13 protein-coding genes are annotated in these 16527 nt (G+C 69.2%); 2 read left to right on the forward strand and 11 right to left on the reverse strand.

From position 1 onward, the window contains the following. The first annotated feature begins 115 nt into the window (after positions 1-115). Entirely contained in the window at positions 116-1579 is a 1464-nt protein-coding gene (locus LG391_RS21515) for a calcium-binding protein (RefSeq protein ID WP_225770088.1), read from the forward strand. A 76-nt stretch (positions 1580-1655) separates the two neighbouring features. Here the strand turns inward: LG391_RS21515 and LG391_RS21520 are convergent, their stop codons facing one another. From LG391_RS21520 to LG391_RS21535, 4 genes are all read right to left on the reverse strand, one after another. After that, positions 1656-2228 carry a DJ-1/PfpI family protein gene (locus tag LG391_RS21520; RefSeq protein WP_225770089.1) on the reverse strand — a complete coding sequence of 191 codons (573 nt, stop codon included), beginning with the start codon at positions 2226-2228 and terminating at the stop codon, positions 1656-1658. A gap of 530 nt (positions 2229-2758) precedes the next feature. Then, positions 2759-3442: a DUF1345 domain-containing protein gene (locus LG391_RS21525; protein ID WP_225770090.1), complete on the reverse strand. Its 684-nt coding sequence runs from the start codon at positions 3440-3442 to the stop codon at positions 2759-2761. A gap of 56 nt (positions 3443-3498) precedes the next feature. Continuing rightward, the gene (locus LG391_RS21530; protein WP_225770091.1) at positions 3499-4656 is read right to left on the reverse strand and encodes an aminotransferase; all 1158 of its coding nucleotides are present in this window, start codon (positions 4654-4656) and stop codon (positions 3499-3501) included. A gap of 24 nt (positions 4657-4680) precedes the next feature. After that, positions 4681-5307, reverse strand: a complete 627-nt coding sequence (locus tag LG391_RS21535) for a hypothetical protein (protein WP_225770092.1) — start codon at positions 5305-5307, stop codon at positions 4681-4683. A gap of 117 nt (positions 5308-5424) precedes the next feature. Here LG391_RS21535 and def point away from each other — a divergent pair, with 117 nt between their 5' ends. Next, a complete protein-coding gene (def, locus tag LG391_RS21540) occupies positions 5425-5940 on the forward strand; it encodes a peptide deformylase (protein ID WP_225770093.1) in 516 nt (171 codons plus the stop codon). 9 nt (positions 5941-5949) lie between these two features. Here the strand turns inward: def and LG391_RS21545 are convergent, their stop codons facing one another. The 7 genes from LG391_RS21545 to LG391_RS21575 all read right to left on the reverse strand — a co-directional run bounded on the left by LG391_RS21545 (position 5950) and on the right by LG391_RS21575 (position 16407). Then, entirely contained in the window at positions 5950-7941 is a 1992-nt protein-coding gene (locus LG391_RS21545; protein ID WP_225770094.1) for a hypothetical protein, read from the reverse strand. 66 nt (positions 7942-8007) lie between these two features. Beyond that, positions 8008-8556, reverse strand: coding sequence for a thioesterase family protein (locus LG391_RS21550; RefSeq protein WP_225770095.1), 549 nt, complete (start codon positions 8554-8556; stop codon positions 8008-8010). Between the two features lie 187 nt (positions 8557-8743). Further along, on the reverse strand, positions 8744-10543 hold the full coding sequence (locus tag LG391_RS21555) for an acyl-CoA dehydrogenase C-terminal domain-containing protein (protein ID WP_225770096.1): 1800 nt from the start codon (positions 10541-10543) through the stop codon (positions 8744-8746). Between the two features lie 12 nt (positions 10544-10555). Beyond that, entirely contained in the window at positions 10556-12886 is a 2331-nt protein-coding gene (locus LG391_RS21560; RefSeq protein WP_225770097.1) for a 3-hydroxyacyl-CoA dehydrogenase/enoyl-CoA hydratase family protein, read from the reverse strand. Between the two features lie 79 nt (positions 12887-12965). Continuing rightward, positions 12966-14105 carry a thiolase family protein gene (locus LG391_RS21565; protein ID WP_225770098.1) on the reverse strand — a complete coding sequence of 380 codons (1140 nt, stop codon included), beginning with the start codon at positions 14103-14105 and terminating at the stop codon, positions 12966-12968. 61 nt (positions 14106-14166) lie between these two features. Continuing rightward, positions 14167-14592 carry a MerR family DNA-binding transcriptional regulator gene (locus tag LG391_RS21570; protein WP_225770099.1) on the reverse strand — a complete coding sequence of 142 codons (426 nt, stop codon included), beginning with the start codon at positions 14590-14592 and terminating at the stop codon, positions 14167-14169. 87 nt (positions 14593-14679) lie between these two features. Further along, entirely contained in the window at positions 14680-16407 is a 1728-nt protein-coding gene (locus LG391_RS21575; protein WP_225770100.1) for a long-chain fatty acid--CoA ligase, read from the reverse strand. Positions 16408-16527 lie beyond the last annotated feature (120 nt).

Genomic DNA, 16527 nt, shown 5'->3' on the forward strand with positions numbered 1-16527 from the left:
GGTATGTAGGGATTTATCCCTCGCCCGTGACATCAAAGTCTCTGCTCCACCCGCACGGCCGAAGCCCTTGGATGGGCGGCACGGCAGAGAGCGCAATTTGTTCGGCGAGGACATAATGGCAGATATTCCGACACTCGATGACGATGTGATCTACGGCACCGCGGGTCCGGATGCGATCGATGCCCTGGCAGGCGACGATCACGTCGAAGGGCTCGACGGCGACGACACCTTGGCCGGCAACGACGGCAACGACTTCATTCTCGGCGGCGACGGCAATGACACCGTGAAAGGCGGCAGCGGCACCGATTATCTGCACGGCGGCAGCGGCGACGACCATCTGTCCGGCGATGGCGAGGCCGACACCCTGATCGGTGCGGAGGGCAACGATCTCATCGATGGCGGCGACGGCGGTGACTATCTGGATGGAAGCACCGGCGACGACATCATCTATGGCGGCCTGGGCTCCGACCAGATCTACGGCGGCGACGGGCTGGACATCCTGGTGGGGAATGCCGGCGGCGACACGCTGGACGGCGGCGCCGGCACCGATCTGCTGAGCGGCTATGAAGGCGACGATCTGGTCCTGGGCGGCGCCGGTGACGACGTGCTCGCCGGCGGCCTCGACCAGGACGCTCTCCATGGGGGCGACGGCAAGGATTCGATCGACGGCGGGGAGGGCAACGACGAGGCCCATGGCGATGCCGGCGACGACGCGATTTCCGGCAGCCTCGGCGACGATCGGCTGTTCGGCGACGCCGGCAAGGACATCATCCTGGGCGGCGACGGCGCCGATACGATCGACGGCGGCGCCGACAACGACACCGTCGAAGCCGGGGCCGGCAACGACCAGATCGACGGCGGCACGGGCAACGACCTCCTGCGCGGCGGCACCGGAAGCGACATCCTGACCGGCGGCGACGGGAACGACACCCTCGTCGGGAACAGCGGCGCCGACATCGCGACGGGCGGCGTCGGCGACGACGTCTATTACATCGACAACCGCTGCGACGTGGTGAACGAACAGCCCGGTGAAGGCAGCGACTGGGTCGTGACCTGCTACTCGACCACCTTGGACAGCACGGTCCAGAATATCGAGAACATCCAGTTCTACGGGCTGTGGGGGCTGACCGCCATCGGCAATGCCGGGGCCAACCGGCTGGTGGGCAACGACGGCAACAACAAGCTCGCCGGGCTGGCCGGCAACGACGTCCTTAGCGGCGGCTTGGGGGCGGACATGCTGGACGGCGGAGCCGGCAAGGACACCCTCACCGGCGGTGCGGGAACGGATACGTTCCGTTTCATGGCCCCGGCCGAGTCCGCCGTCGGTGCCGATCGCGACGTGATCACCGACTTCACCGCCGGGGAGGACAAGATCAACCTTTCCTATATCGACGCGATCGCGGGCGTGTCCGGCAACCAGGGCTTCAGCTTCATCGGCGGCGCCGTCTTCAGCGGCCATGCCGGCGAGTTGCGCTTCGCGGGCGGGATCGTCAGCGGCGACGTCAATGGCGACGGCCATGCCGATTTCGAGATCGGCGTGTCCGTGGCGGCGCTGACGGCCACCGACTTCGTGCTTTGAATTCAGCCCGGGGAGGAGAACGAAAAAAGGGCGCCGGAAACCGGCGCCCTTCGAACCTTGTCCTGGTCCCGAAGGATCAGGCGGCCGCGGCCAGCGAGGCGGCGACGGTCGTGAAGTGCTCGACGATCGAGGCCTTGAACGCCTCCATGTCGAGGTCGTCGCGGGCGGTGATCAGGTTGCCGTCGACCACCACGGTGTCGTCGACCAGCTTGGCGCCGGCGGCCTCGAGCGTCTCGCGGACGCTGTCGCTGGCGACCACGGTGCGGCCCTGGATCCGCTCGGACAGCGCCAGCAGCTGCGGCGCGCCGCCCAGGGCGGCGATCGGCTTGCCGGCATCGGCGAAGCCGCGGAGGATGCGCTTGGTGTGCGGGTTGGCGGCCAGCTTGGCCACGCCGCGCTCACCGCCCGGGATCAGGACGGCGTCGAAATCCGCGGCCAGCGCGTTCGACAGCGGCACGTCGACGGCGAAGTAGTGGCCCCACGCCTTCTCGTGCCAGCCATTGACCAGCCCCTGCTCGGTCGAGACGATCTTCAGGGTGGCGCCGGCGGCGAGCAGGGCCCGCTGCGGCTCGGTCATCTGGACTTCCTCGAACCCGTTCGACACGAGGATGGCGATCGTCTTGCCGGCGAGAGGCTTGTCGTTCTGCATGTATTATTCTCCCTTGCTGAAGCCGGTCCCGGCGGATCCCCTCCGGACCCACATGGCTGCCTTCCGGACGCGCGACGCGCCGTCCTGCGCTGCGGATCGCTATGTCGCGGGCAGCGGCGAAACCATGCCGGGATGGTGATTGAATTCGACCGTAGAAGTGGCGGTGGGGACGGCGAAAGTCAATGCCGTAGACCCATCGCATGGGTGCATTGCACAATGCTGGGGCTCGGTCCGCTTGCGGAACGTCCCGGCCGAACGCAAAACCGCCGCCCGAGAGGGCGGCGGTTCGAGTTCAACGTTCGGTGAGGCGCCGGTCTTGAGTGCCGGCGCTCGCGGATCACCGCGACGAAACGGTCGGTGTCAGGCCGGCAGACCGGAGGTTGCCGACGTCGCCCGATCCGACGCACGTCCCATCAGGGCCGCCGCGGAGATCATGGTCACCGGAGCGCTAGACATCGGATCACCTCCTTTCGTTTGTTGCACCTGCGATAAAGGTCGGGCGAATGGGCCGCTCTGTCAAGGGCGGCTCGTCAATGGGCCAGGCCAGCCGCGATATTGACCGCCAGCGCCAGGATCACGGTGTTGAAGACGAAGGACAGCACGCCGTGGCCGAGGGTCAGCCGGCGCATATAGGAATCCGTCACCTGGACGTCCGAGACCTGGGCCGTCATGCCGACGATGAAGGCGTAGTAGAGGAAGTCCCACACCCCCGGCTCCTCGTCGCCGGGGAACTCCAGCCCGCGCGCGTCCCGGCGCCTGCCGCGCTCGACGCCCGCCCTGCCGTAGTAGAGATGGGCGTAGCGGAAGGCGAAGACGGTGTGCAGCGTGGCCCAGCCCAGCGCCACGCCGGCGATCGCCAGGACCAGATGCAGCGCCGCCGGCGCCTCCGCCTGGTTCATCAGGCTGAAGATCGAGGCGATGCCGAGGCCGGCCGCGATCAGCGTGATCAGCACGATCAACGGCAGGCCCTCGTCGTCGATGTCGGCGCGGCGCCGGATGGTGTCGGGCGTCGCCCGTGCGGCCAGGACGGCGGTCCAGGCGAGATACAGGCCGAAGAAGGCGTCGCCGGCGACGACGACGGCGATCGGCCCGCCGGCGCTGCCGCCCAGGGCGAACCACAGCGCCACGCCCAGCAGCACGCCGGCATAGAAGCGGGTGTGGTGCCGCAGATGGTTGCGGATCGAACCGAGCAGGGCAGCCTCCCTTCGCAGCATCGCTTCCGCGAGGAAGACATTCCCCTGCCCGGCTGTCCAGAACCGTTTCGGCGCGTTCAGCCGAACCGTTTCGCCAGCCGCGCCAATGCCTCGTCCAGCACCGAATCCTGCTTGGCGAAGCAGAAGCGGGCGACGGTCGAGAGCGGGGACTCGGCGTAGAAGGCCGAGACCGGGATGGCGGCGACGCCGACCTCCTCGATCAGGTGCCGGCAGAAGGCCTGGTCGTCGCCGTTGAAGCCGGTCGAACCGATGTCCAGATTGACGAAATAGGTGCCGTCGCAGGGCAGCGCCACCAGCCCGAGCCGCGCGAGCCCGGCGGCGAAGCGGTCGCGCTTGCCCTGCAGTTCGGCGACGAAGCCCCCATAGTAGTCGTCGCCCTTGGCCAGGCCGTAGGCCACGGCGGCCTGCAGGTTCGGCGGCGTGGTGAAGGTCAGGAACTGGTGCGCCTTGCCCAGCAGAGCCGCCAGCGCCGGCGCCGCGGTGACGTAGCCGACCTTCCAGCCGGTCAGGGAGAAGGTCTTGCCGGCCGAGCCGATCTTCAGGCAGCGCTTGCGCATGCCGGGCCGGGCGATCAGCGGCTGATGCCGCCGCCCGTCGAACACCAGGTGCTCATAGACCTCGTCGCAGATGACATAGGCGTCGGAGCCCTCGACGAACTCGGCGAGGAGGTCGAGCTCGGCCGCGCCGAACACCTTGGCCGCCGGGTTCAGCGGGTTGTTGAACAGCACCGCCTTGGTCCTGGGCGAGAAGGCGCAGGCCAGGGCCGCCCGGTCGAAGGACCAGTCGGGCGGAGTCAGATGCACGAATTTCGGCACGCCCCCGGCCCGGCGGACCAGCGGCAGATAGGCATCGTAGAGCGGCTCGAACAGCACCACTTCGTCGCCCGGCTCGATCAGCGCGAACAAGGCCCCCGCCAGTGCCTCGGTGGCGCCGGAGGTGACCACGACCTCGCTGTCGGGGTCGACCTCGAGCCCGTAGAAGCGCTTCTCATGCGCCGCCACGGCCTGGCGCAGCTCCGGCAGGCCCAGCATCGGCGGGTACTGGTTCCAGCCGTCGGTCACGGCGGATGCCGCGACCCGCAGCACGTCCTCCGGCCCCTTCCCGTCCGGGAAGCCCTGGCCGAGATTGACGGCGCCGTGCTGCCGCGCCAGCCGGGACATGACCTCGAACACGGTGGTGCCGAGGCCGGAGAAGATGGCGTTTCCGGGCTTCATCTTGGGTGCGCAGATCCGCTCGCGTCAGTGCCGGGTGGCCGGGGAGTCGTCGAACTCCTCGTCCTCCGGCCCTTCCTCGACCACGTCCAGCATCTCCTCGAACCGGTCGAGCAGGTCGGAATAGTCGCGGTTGGCCCGCAGGAACTTGCGGAACGCCTTGTCGTTGCGGATGTCCTCATCGAACCAGGCATCGGCGGCGCGCTGATGCTCCGGATGGGCGGAGAGGTGGTAGAAGGCGGCCTGCTCGACCGTCGTGACCTCGCGCTCGTCCAGCATCTCCAGCACCGCGCCGACATAGGTCGGCAGGCCGGTGAGGAAGGCGATCTCGTTGGCCGCGGCGGCCAGTTCCTCCTCGTCCAGCGGCTCGTCCGGCGTCTCGCCGGCGGCGGCCTGGGCGGCCTGGGCCGCCTCCTCCATCTTGCGGATCTCGTCGCGCAGCGCGGCAAAGTCGCTGTCGTCGCCGATCAGCGCCTCGTTCGGCGTGCCGCCGATCGCCGCCTCGATCGCCAGCAGCGTGTCGAGCAGCTTGCGCTTGCGCACCACCCAATTGGCCCCGCTGCGGACGTCCTCGGCGATCGACCGCAGCCGCTCCTGCTCCTCCGGCGCCATGTCGGCGAGCAGCGATGTCTCGGGCTTGGCTATCGCGGTCACGGCTCTCGTCCTGTCTGTCGTCCTGCGCCCCGGCGGCGCGGGGCGCACCCTATCACAACAGCTCTGCGGATGGCGAAGCTTGACCCTCGCCGGGCCCACGCCTATCTGGACCGCACGATGGCCAAGCTCCCGATCCTGATCGTCCCCGATCCCCGTCTCAAGACCAAGGCGAAGCCGGTCGCCGCGGTGGACGACCGCGTCCGCAAGCTGACCGACGACATGCTGGAGACGATGTATGCAGCGCCGGGCATCGGCCTCGCCGCGCCCCAGATCGGCATCCTGGAGCGGATCATCGTCATCGACGTGGCCGGCAAGGGCGAGCCGCCGGCGCCGCTGCGCCTGATCAATCCGGAGATCACCTGGGCGTCGGAGGAGCTGCAGACCGCCGAGGAAGGCTGCCTGTCGCTGCCCGAGCAATGGGCCGAGGTGGTGCGCCCGGCCGAGGTGAAGGTCCGCTACCTGGACGAGACCGGGGCGCAGCAGGAGATGCACGCGACCGGCCTCCTGGCCACCTGCGTGCAGCACGAGATCGACCATCTCAACGGCGTGCTGTTCGTCGACCACATCTCGGCGCTGCGCCGGAACATGATCCTGCGCAAGGTCCAGAAGTGGAAGAAGGAGCACGCGTCGTAACGGCGCGGCCTACTTCTCCTTCGCCGTATTCCAGTAGCTCGTCCCACCGATGTTGAGCGTCTCCGGAGCCACGACGTCATCGCCCGGGACGCCGATGCGCAGCCGGGTGACCGTGCCATCATCGGCCGTCAGCTGCAGCGTGTAGCCGTCGAGCCGGTAACGGCCGGCCGAATCCCGCGACTTCAGCGCCCCGCCGACCGAGAAGCCGTTCTCGGTCATGACGGCGCCCATCCCGCCGCTGTAGACGCCGACCGAGCCGCCATCGGGCCCCGTGCCCACCATGCTCTGCATGAAGAAGCTGCCGCCCTGGTGCCGTTCGAAGGTGCCGTCGGGCCGGAAGACCAGGTCGATGCGCGTGGTGACGCCGCCCTGCGACACATTCAGATAGTAGTAGCTGCGGTCCAGCCGGGCATCGGGCGGGAACGGCTTCAGCACGGTGAAGCTGGGCAGGTCCGCCCGTTCCCCCGCCGCCGCGGTCATCACGTATTTCTGGTCCGGCCGTTCCCAGCGCGACCAATCCTGCGGCGCCCGGCGGCGGACCTGGTCGACGTCGAGATCGGTCGGCGGATAGTCGAAGGCGTAGCGATAGGCGGTGCCGTCCTTCAGCAGCAGGAAGGTCTCCTCGTTGCGGTCGGTGTAGGTGCCGCCGCCCGGATTCATGCCGACCTGGAACTGCTCGCGGAACAGCATCGCCTCGATCCGGTCGGCCGGCAGGCCCTTGTCCGGGCCCGCATTCACCTCCGCCGCGTCCGGCGGCCGGTATTCCAGCCCGCCGGCCTCCGGCAGGTCGGAGCGGGCGAGCCGCGACGGGTCGTCCAGCAGCCGGCAGTCGGACAGGCTGATCACCTCGAAGTCATAGACCCGGCTGATCCGGCCGATGACGGTGACGTCCCTGCCCTCCGTCCGCTCGAAGCGCTTCTTCTCGGCGTCGTCGGCGAAATCGCAGCTGGCGGTCCAGATCGAACGCCGCTCCGGCAGCCATTGCCGCAGCCGGTCGTCGCCATCCGACCGGCCGCCGAGGGCGATCGGGCCGAGCGTCTGCATCGCCGTCGTGACGGCATCGACCTTGTCGTCGTCCTTCCGGCCGGGAGCACGCCGGAACAGCTCCTGCGCCACGACCGAGAGCTGCGCGATCGAGAACAGCGTCTTCGGCTTCGCCGTCAGCCCCGGCTCCTCCGGGATGTCCGCCCTGGCGATGCCTTCAGGCCCGTCGAGCAGCCGGCAGCCTTCCAGGGTGACGACCTTGAAGTCGTAGACCCGGCCGATCCGGCCGGCGACGACGACGTCGCGGCCCTCCTCCCGGGCGAAGAGCTTCTCCTCCACCTCGTCGTCGAAGTCGCAGGATGCGGTCCACAGCGACTGCTGGTCGACCGTCCATTGCTGCAGCCGGTCGTCGTCGACGGCCCGGCCGGAGACGGCGATCAGCCCCAGCCGGCCCAGGAGGTCCGAGGCCCAGTCGGTCTTCTCGTCCTCGTCGCCCGGCGCCTGGCGCCGGGCCTCGGCCGCCAAGCCCGAGAGCTGGCCCACCGAATACAGCGTCTTCGGCCGTGGCGCCGGGCCGACGAAGGCCTCCAGCACGCCGCGATGGCGCCCGGCCTTGGCGACCAGGGCGAAGGTGTCGCCGCCGAACAGAGCCGGCAGGGCATTGCAGAGCAGCGGCGTCTTCTGCACCATCGAATCGGCCTGGGACTGGAGGGCGGCCTCGAGCTTCGCTCGGGCATCCGCGAAGCCGTCCCTCTGCGCCAGGGTCCGTTCCAGCAGCCGCTCCAGCCGGTCGGCGTCGTTCGCCTGGCGCCAGGCCTGCAGCGCCGCCGCATGGGCCGCGGCGGCGGGAGCGTCGGTGCGGTCGCAGGCGGCGACCACGGCACGGGTGAGGCCGAGCGGCACGTAAAGCGTGGTGATCGCCTCGGCCAGCGCCTTCGGATCCGGCGAGCCGGCGGCCGGCGACGGGGTGAGAGCCGCGAGCGATGCGGCGACGACCAGGCCTGCCAGGATCCTCATCCGTCCCCTCCCCGTCGGCGTCGGGCGCCAGACTGGCCCGGCCTCGCGGCAGGAACAAGGCGAGAATCAGGCGGCGCGCGCCCCGTCCCGCAGGCCTTCGCGCATGGCGTCCTCACCGTCGCGCAGCGCCTGGACATAGGCCGGCAGCGCGGGCGACGGGCCCTGCCAGCCGAAGGCGGCGGCGATCTCCGCCGTCGGCACCGTGCCGCCGCGGCGGCGGAACACGGCCTTGACCACGGCGTGAGCGGCGACGGCGCCGCCCGCGTCCTCGAAGGCCTGATCGAGATACAGCCACTTCTCGTCCCAGCCGAGCAGCCGGGTGCGCAGCCGATAGCCGGCGAAGGCGGCGAGCGAGCGGCGGTAGCGGATGGTCGCCCCGCCCAGCACCGGCGCCCAGCGCCGCCGCCACAGCAGCCCGACCAGCCCGACCCGCAGCATCAGGTCGGTGCGGCCGAGGTCCATCACCGTCAGGTACCGGCCGTTGTTCATGTGCAGGTTGAAATCGAGGTCGTTCGGCCAGACCCGGAACCGGACCACGCTGTCGTCGAACAGGGTCAGCCTGCGGCCGAGCAGCGCCGCGGCCACGACCCGGATGAGGCGGAGATAGAGGTTCATGGGCCGTGCCCTTCCTGCGTCGGCGCGGACGCCCCCTCACCCTCCCGTCGCCAACGCGACGGGCCCCTCCCTCTCCCCGAGGGAGAGGGAAAAACGCGGCCAGCGCCCTTCACCTCTCCTTGGGGAGAGGTCGAATCGCGCAGCGATTTCGGGTGAGGGGGCGGCCGGGAGCCACGCCCCGATGAAATCAGAACGCTTCTGCCTCCAGCGCCATCAGGGGCGCCTTGCCGGCCATGATCTGGATGAACAGCGATCCGGTCTCCGGCAGCATGCGCTGGACGAAGAAGCGCGCCGTCTTCAGCTTGGCGTCGTAGAAGCCGGCCCGGTCGCCGGCCCCGGGTGCCTTCTGCAGCGCCACCTTGGCCATCCGCGCCCACATCCAGCCCAGCGCCACCAGCGCGAACAGCTTGAGGTAGTCGGACGAGGCGGCGCCCGCCTCCTCCGGGTCCTTCAGCCCCTTCTGCGCGATCCAGGCGGTGGCCTGCTGCAGCTTGCCGAAGGCCTTGGCCAGCGGGCCGACGAACTCCAGCATCGCCGCATCCTCCGCCTCCTCGCGGATGAAAGCGTCGACCGGGTGGAAGAAGCTGCGCAGCAGCCGGCCCATATCCTGCGGCATCTTGCGGCCGACCAGGTCCAGCGCCTGGATGCCGTTGGCGCCCTCGTAGATCTGGGCGATGCGGGCGTCGCGGACGAACTGCTCCATGCCCCATTCGCGAATATAGCCGTGGCCGCCCAGCACCTGCTGGGACCGCACCGCGACCTCCAGCCCCATATCGGTGAAATACGCCTTCAGGATCGGCGTCATCAGCGACACGAAGTCGTTGGCGTTCTGCCGCACCGCCGGGTCGGGGTGCTTGGTGTACAGGTCGATGTTGATGCCGACCAGGTAGCCCAGCGCCCGCGCGCCCTCGGCGAAGGCCTTGCCGGTCAGCAGGTTCTTGCGCACGTCCGGATGGACGATGATCGGGTCGGCCGGCTTGTCCGGCGCCTTCGGGCCGGACAGGGCGCGGCCCTGCAGCCGGTCCCTGGCATAGGCCACGGCATTCTGGTAGGCGACCTCGGCGATGCCCAGCCCCTGCATGGCGACGCCGAGCCGCGCGGTGTTCATCATCACGAACATCGCCCGCATGCCCTTGTGCTTCTCGCCGACCAGCCAGCCGGTGGCGCCGTCGAGATTCATCACGCAGGTGGACGACGCCTTGATGCCCATCTTGTGCTCGATCGAGCCGCAGGCGATGCCGTTGCGGGCGCCCGCCACGACCGCGCCGTTCTCCTCCTTCGGCAGGAACTTCGGCACCACGAACAGGCTGATGCCCTTGATGCCCGGCGGGGCGTCGGGCAGGCGGGCCAGCACCAGGTGGATGATGTTCTCGGTCAGGTCGTGCTCGCCGGCCGAGATGAAGATCTTGGTGCCGGTCAGGCTCCAGGCGCCGTCGGCCGCCGGCTCGGCCTTGGTGCGGATCAGGCCGAGATCGGTGCCGCAATGCGGCTCGGTCAGGCACATGGTGCCGGACCAGGTGCCGTCGGCCAGCTTCGGCAGGTAGGTCGACTTCTGCCGCTCGTCGCCATAGGCTTCCAGCGCGTTGTAGGCACCCTGCGACAGGCCGGGATACATGCCGAAGGACATGTTGGCGGAGGACAGCACCTCCTCGATCACGACGTTGACCGCCTTGGGCATGCCCTGGCCGCCGAAGGCCGGGTCGGCCGACAGGCCGGTCCAGCCGCCCTCGGCGAAGGTGCGGTACGCTTCCTTAAAGCCCTTGGGCGTGTAGACCACGCCGTTCTCGAAGCGGCAGCCCTCCTCGTCGCCGGGCTGGTTCAAGGGGGCCAGCTCGTTCTCGGCCAGGCGCGCCGCCTCCTCCAGGATCGCGTCGACCGTGTCGGGCGTCGCCTCCTCATAGCCGGGCAGCTTGGCCAGCTGGCCGGCGTCGAGCAGCTCGTGCAGCACGAAGCGGATGTCGTCGAGCGGAACCTTGTAGCTGGGCATCGTCAGATCCTCTCAGTTCCGCAGCGGCTTGCCGGTGGCCAGCATGTGCTCGACCCGGGCGATGGTGCCGGGGGCCCGGACCAGCTCGGTGAACGCCTCGCGCTCCAGCGCCAGCACATCGTCCTCGGTCAGCTTTTCGGTGATGTCGGTGTCGCCGCCGGACAGGACGTTGGCCAAGCGGTCGGAGACGACGACGTCATAGGGCGTCGCCTTGCCGGTGCGGGCCAGATCGGCCACCGCCAGGGCGAAGGCGGTCTTGGCGGTCGGGCCTGGCAGGCGGATCTCCTCCGCCGGCTTCGGCGGCTGGTAGCCTTCGGCCAGCGCCAGCGCGCGCGCCTTGGCATCGGCCAGGAGGCGGTCGCGGTTCATGGTGACGCCGTCGGCCGGGCGGAGATACAGCAGCTCCTTCGCCTCGAAGGCCGACTTCGCCACCTTGGCCGTGCCGATGGTCTCGAACACCTGGCCCAGCGGCGGCATCGGCCCACCGGGGCGCTTCGGCTGGCCATAGGCACGCAGCAGCATCTCCTTGCAGCCGCCCCAGCCGGGGATCAGGCCGACGCCAACCTCGACCAGGCCGCAATAGGTCTCGGCATGGGCCTGGATCGCGGCGGCGTGCAGCAGGATCTCGCAGCCGCCGCCCAGCGCCAGGCCGGAGGGCGCGGCCACGGTCGGGAACGGCGCGAATTTCAGCGCCTTGTAGGCGTCCTGGCCGCCCTTCACCAGCGCCTCGATCTGCGGCCACAGCGCGATGTTGATGCCGAACAAGGCGAGGCCCAGATTGGCGCCGACCGAGAAGTTGGTGCCCTCGTTATAGATCACCATCGCCTTGTACCTGGAGGCGGTGATGCGGATCGCCTCGCCCAGCAGCGCCATGGTCTGGTCGTCGAGGCTGTTCATCTTCGAGATGAACTCGAAGCAGGTGACGCCGTCGCCGATGTCCCACAGCGCCGCCGAGCCGTTCTTCGCGATCGGCTTGGCCGTGCGCTTGACGTCGGCCAGCAGCAGCACGCCGTCCGGCCGCTTCACCTCGGCGTAGTCGCCGCCGGTGGTCAGGTACTGCAGCCTGCCGTCCTGGACCCGGTAGAAGCTGCGGCCCTGCGCGGATTTGAGCAGCGCCGGCACCGGCTTGCCCTGGCTTTCCAGCCAGCCGATCAGCCAGTCGGCACCGACCTGGTCGATCAGCTCGAACGGGCCGAAGCTCCAGTTGTAGCCGAGGCGCATGGCTTCATCGACCGCGACCACCGTGTCGGCGATCTGCGGCACCAGCCCGGCGGCGTAGGACAGGGTCTGGCCCAGCACCCGGGCGGCGTATTGCCCGGTCTTGTCGTCGAAGCCGACCAGCGCCTTCAGCCCGCCCTGGCGCGCGGCCTCGACGCTGTCGAGCTTCGGCTTGTCGGACCTTGCCCAGGCACCGGTCCTGAGGTCGATGCTCTCCTTCACCCGGCTGCCGTCGACCCCCTTGCTGAGGCGGTAGAAGCCGCCCTTGCCCTTGCGGCCGGTGTAGCCCTCGGCGATCAGCTTCTCGACCAGCGGCTCCGAACGGTAGATCTCGCGATAGCCGTCATCCTCGGGCAGGGTCGCCAGCAGGCTCTTGGCGATGTGCGGCATCAGGTCGAGCCCGACCAGGTCGATCAGCCCGAACACGCCGGTCTTCGGCACGCCCATCGGCCGGCCGACGACCGCATCCGCCTCCTCCACCGTCAGGCAAAGGTCGAAGGCGCCGTTGACCGCCGCCTGGATCCAGTAGGTGCCGATCCGGTTGGCGATGAAGCCGGGGGTGTCCTTGCAATCGACGACGCCCTTGCCGAGGCGGAGATCGGCGAAGCCGCGGATGCCGGCGACGAGGCCCGGGTCGGTCTCCGGCCCGGTCACCAGCTCCAGCAGGCGCATGTAGCGCGGCGGGTTGAAGAAATGGGTGATCAGGAAGCCGCGCCGGAACGAATCGGACCGGCCCTCGGTCAGGATCGCCAGCGGGATGGTCGAGGTGTTGGAGGAGACGGCTGCGCCGGGCTTCATCACCTGCTCGATCCGGGCATAGAGGTCCCGCTTGACCGCCGGGTCCTCCAGCACCGCCTCGACGATCCAGTCGCAGCCGGCCAGCTTGTCCAGGTCGTCCTCGGTGTTGCCGGGGGTGACCAGCTTCGCCGCCGCCTTCGACATGAAGGGCGCCGGGTCGGCCTTGGCCATGCGCGCCAGCGCTCCCTCGGCGACGACGTTCCGGTTGGTGGCGTCCTTGGGCACGATATCGAGCAGCAGCACCGGCACGCCGGCATTGGCGAAATGCGCCGCGATGCCGCTGCCCATCACGCCGGCGCCGATCACCGCGACTTGCTTGATGTCCATGGTTCAGCTCCCTGAGGTCGCAGCCTGCCCCTCACCCGGTTGCGGATGAGGGGCGGCGCTGACGTCGTGTCGGGTTGGGTCAGGCGGCCTCGAGCACCGTGGCGATGCCCTGGCCGCCGCCGATGCACATGGTGGCCAGCGCCAGCGCCTTGCCCTCGCGCTTCAGGATCGACGCGGCCTTGCCGGTGATCCGGGCGCCCGAGGCGCCGAGCGGGTGGCCGAGCGCGATGGCGCCGCCGTCGATGTTGGTCTTGTCCCAGTCCAGCTCGAGGTCGCGGCCGACCGCCAGCGCCTGGGCGGCGAAGGCCTCGTTCAGCTCGACCACGTCGATATCCTGGAGCGACAGCCCGGCGCGCTTCAGCGCCTTGCGGGTGGCGCCGACCGGGCCGATGCCCATGATCTCCGGCGCGCAGCCCGACACCGCGATCGAGCGGATCCGCGCCAGGATCGGCAGGCCCGCAGCCTTGGCGAAGGCCTCGCTGGTGACCAGCGTCGCCGAGGCGCCGTCGGTCAGCGGGCTGGAGGTGCCGGCGGTCACCGTGCCGTTCTGGTCGAAGGCCGGCTTCAGGCCGGACAGGCCTTCCTGGCTGGTGTCGGGGCGGATGGTGCCGTCGCGCTCGACCGTGCCGTCCTTCGTGGCGATCGGCACGATCTCGGCGGCGAAGCGGTTCTCGGCCCAGGCCCTCGCGGCACGCTGCTGCGAGCGGATGGCGAAGTCCTGCTGGCTCTCGCGGGTGATCTGGTACTTCACCGCCAGGTTCTCGGCGGTGACGCCCATGTTGAAATAGGCCTGCGGCATCTCGGCCGCCAGCTTCGGGTTCGGCGCCGGGTTGAAGCCCATCATCGGCACCCGGGTCATGCTCTCGACCCCGGCGCACAGGAAGGCCTCGCCCGCGCCCAGCTGGATCGCGCCGGCCGCCTGGTGGATCGCCTGCATCGACGAGCCGCAGTAGCGGTTGACGGTGACGCCGCCGACCGATTGCGGCAGCCCGGCCAGGAACACGATCATGCGGGCCATGTTGAAGCCCTGCTCGCCCTCCGGGAAGGCGCAGCCGAGGATCAGGTCCTCGATCGCCTCCGGATCGACCTTGGTCTCGGCCACCAGCGCCTTGACGACGGCGGCAACCAGATCGTCGGGCCGCACCCGGCGCAGATCGCCCTTGTTGGCGAAGTGATGCGGCGACCGCTTGAACCCGGCGATGACGACGCTCTTGTCCATGGTGGTCTCAGGCTCCTCAGATTTTCTTGTCGCGGGCCGTGCCCGCGGATTGGGTGGCGGCTCAGCCTTCCGGCAGCGCGCCTTCCCGCTTCAGGAAAGCGACGATCTCGTCCTCGATGCCCTTCAGATCAGCGATCGTCTGCTGCACGTCGACCAGCTGGGCCTCGAGGGCGGCGCGGCGCGCCCGGGCGCGGCCGAGGAAATAGGACATCTGCCCGACCTGGCCGTGATCGCGGTCGTAGAGGTCGAGGAACTCCTTGATCTCGGCCAGGGAGAAGCCGAGCCGCTTGCCGCGGCAGATCAGGGCCAGGCGGGCCCGGTCGCGATGGCTGTAGATGCGGGTCAGCCCGGCTCGCTCGGGCGACAGCAGGCCCTCATCCTCATAGAACCGGATGCTGCGCGGGGTGATGTCGAACGCCGCGGCGAGATCGCCGATCGAATAGCTGCGCGTCTCGACCTCCGCCTTCTCCCTGGTGTCCGCCTCCATGGCGCCCGAGCCTCCGACCGCGTTGCTGCATGCCGTTTACGTAAACGTAAAGTACCGCAGCCGGAAACCCGGGTCAATCAGAAGCGCTCAGGTGCCGGTGCGCGCCTCCTGCGGGGTCGCGGCCGCCTTCGCCGCCTCCTCCTCCAGCACCGCCTTGCGCGACAGCTTGCCGATCAGGGTCTTGGGCAGCGGCGCGTCGCGGAACTCGATCTGCTTCGGCATCTCGATCGGCGACAGCTTGTCCTTGAGGAATTCGGTCAATCCCTCGGCGGTCAGGCTCTGCCCGGCGCGCAGCTTGATGTAGGCCTTGACCGTCTGGCCGCGATACGGGTCCGGCAGGCCGGCGACGATGCATTCCTCGACCGCCGGGTGCAGGTAGATCGCCTCCTCGACATTGCGCGGATAGACGTTGAAGCCGGAGCACAGGATCATGTCCTTGATCCGGTCGACGATGAAGGTGTAGCCGTCCTCGTCCATGGTGCCGACGTCGCCGGTGTGCAGGCGGCCGTTGCGCAGCACCTCCGCCGTGTCCTCCGGCCGGTTCCAGTAGCCCTTCATCACCTGCGGCCCGCGGATGCAGACCTCGCCGCGCTCGCCGGTCGGCACCACCGTCGTGCGGTCGTCCAGCGACACGATCTCGACGACCGTCTGCGGCAGCGGGATGCCGATCGAGCCGGTCTTGTTGACGCCGAACAGCGGGTTGCAGGTCGCGATCGGCGAGGCCTCGGACAGGCCGTAGCCCTCGACCAGCTTGCAGCCGGTCGCCGCCTCGAAGGCGTGCTTGACCTCGACCGGCAGCGGCGCCCCGCCGGAGATGCAGCGCTTCAGCGAGGACAGGTCGTATTTCGCGCGCTCGGGGAAGTTGGCGATCGCGGTGTAGATGGTCGGCACCGCCGGGAACAGCGTCGGCTTCTTGTCGTGGATCGTCTTCATGACGGTCTCGAGCTCGAAGCGCGGCAGCATGATGATCTCCGCCCCCGCCCAGATCGCCAGGTTCATCGCCACGGTCATGGCGAAGACGTGGAAGAAGGGCAGCACCGCCAGCATCCGGTCCTGGCCCGGCACCATGCCCTCGAACCAGCAGCCGGCCTGCACCGCATTGGCGTAGAGGTTGGCGTGGGTCAGCATCGCCCCCTTGGGCGTGCCGGTGGTGCCGCCGGTGTATTGCAGCACCGCCAAGTCCTCCTCCGGCGCGATCGGCACCGGGGCGAAGCGCCCGTCGTTGCGCACCAGATCGGCCCAGCGCAGGTGCCGCTCGTCCTTCGGCACCTTGGCCACCTCCCGCCGCTTGACGATCGGGAACAGCAGGTTCTTCGGGAAGGGCAGCACGCCCGCCATCGGGCAGACCAGGATCCGCTTCAGCGCGGTGCGGCCGATCAGCGGCAGCAGCTTGCCGTGCAGCTGCGCCAGGTCCAGCGTCACCATCAGCTCGGTGCCGCTGTCGTCGATCTTGGTGATCAGCTCGCGCTCGGCATAGAGCGGGTTGAAGTTGACCACCACCGCGCCGCATTTCAGCAGCGCGAAGTAGCAGATCACGTAATAGGGACAGTTCGGCAGGAACAGGCCCACCCGGGTGCCCTTGCCGATCCCGGCCGACTGGAACCCCTTGGCGGCGCGGGCGACCAGGTCGCCGATCCGGCCGTAGCTGAGGGTCTTGTCCATGAAGGTGGCGCAGGGACGGTCGGCGAACTTCGCCACCGCGTCGTCGAGGATGGCGTAGAGCGGCCGCGGCTCGATCGGCCGGCTCCAGTCGATCTTGGGCGGGTACAGCTTGGCCCAGGCATTCGGGCGTTCCGAGGCAAGCGCCTCCGTCATATCGGTCTCCCCAAGGTCTTTCTCGGGCCGCAGCGCGGCCTTATCGCATGATGGTGCCGATCAGCGGAACCGGCCGCAAGGTTGAAGCGGAGCCGGGGCCGTGGTTTAAACAGCGCGCCC

The organism is Inquilinus sp. Marseille-Q2685 (assembly GCF_916619195.1).
Lineage (GTDB): Bacteria > Pseudomonadota > Alphaproteobacteria > DSM-16000 > Inquilinaceae > Inquilinus.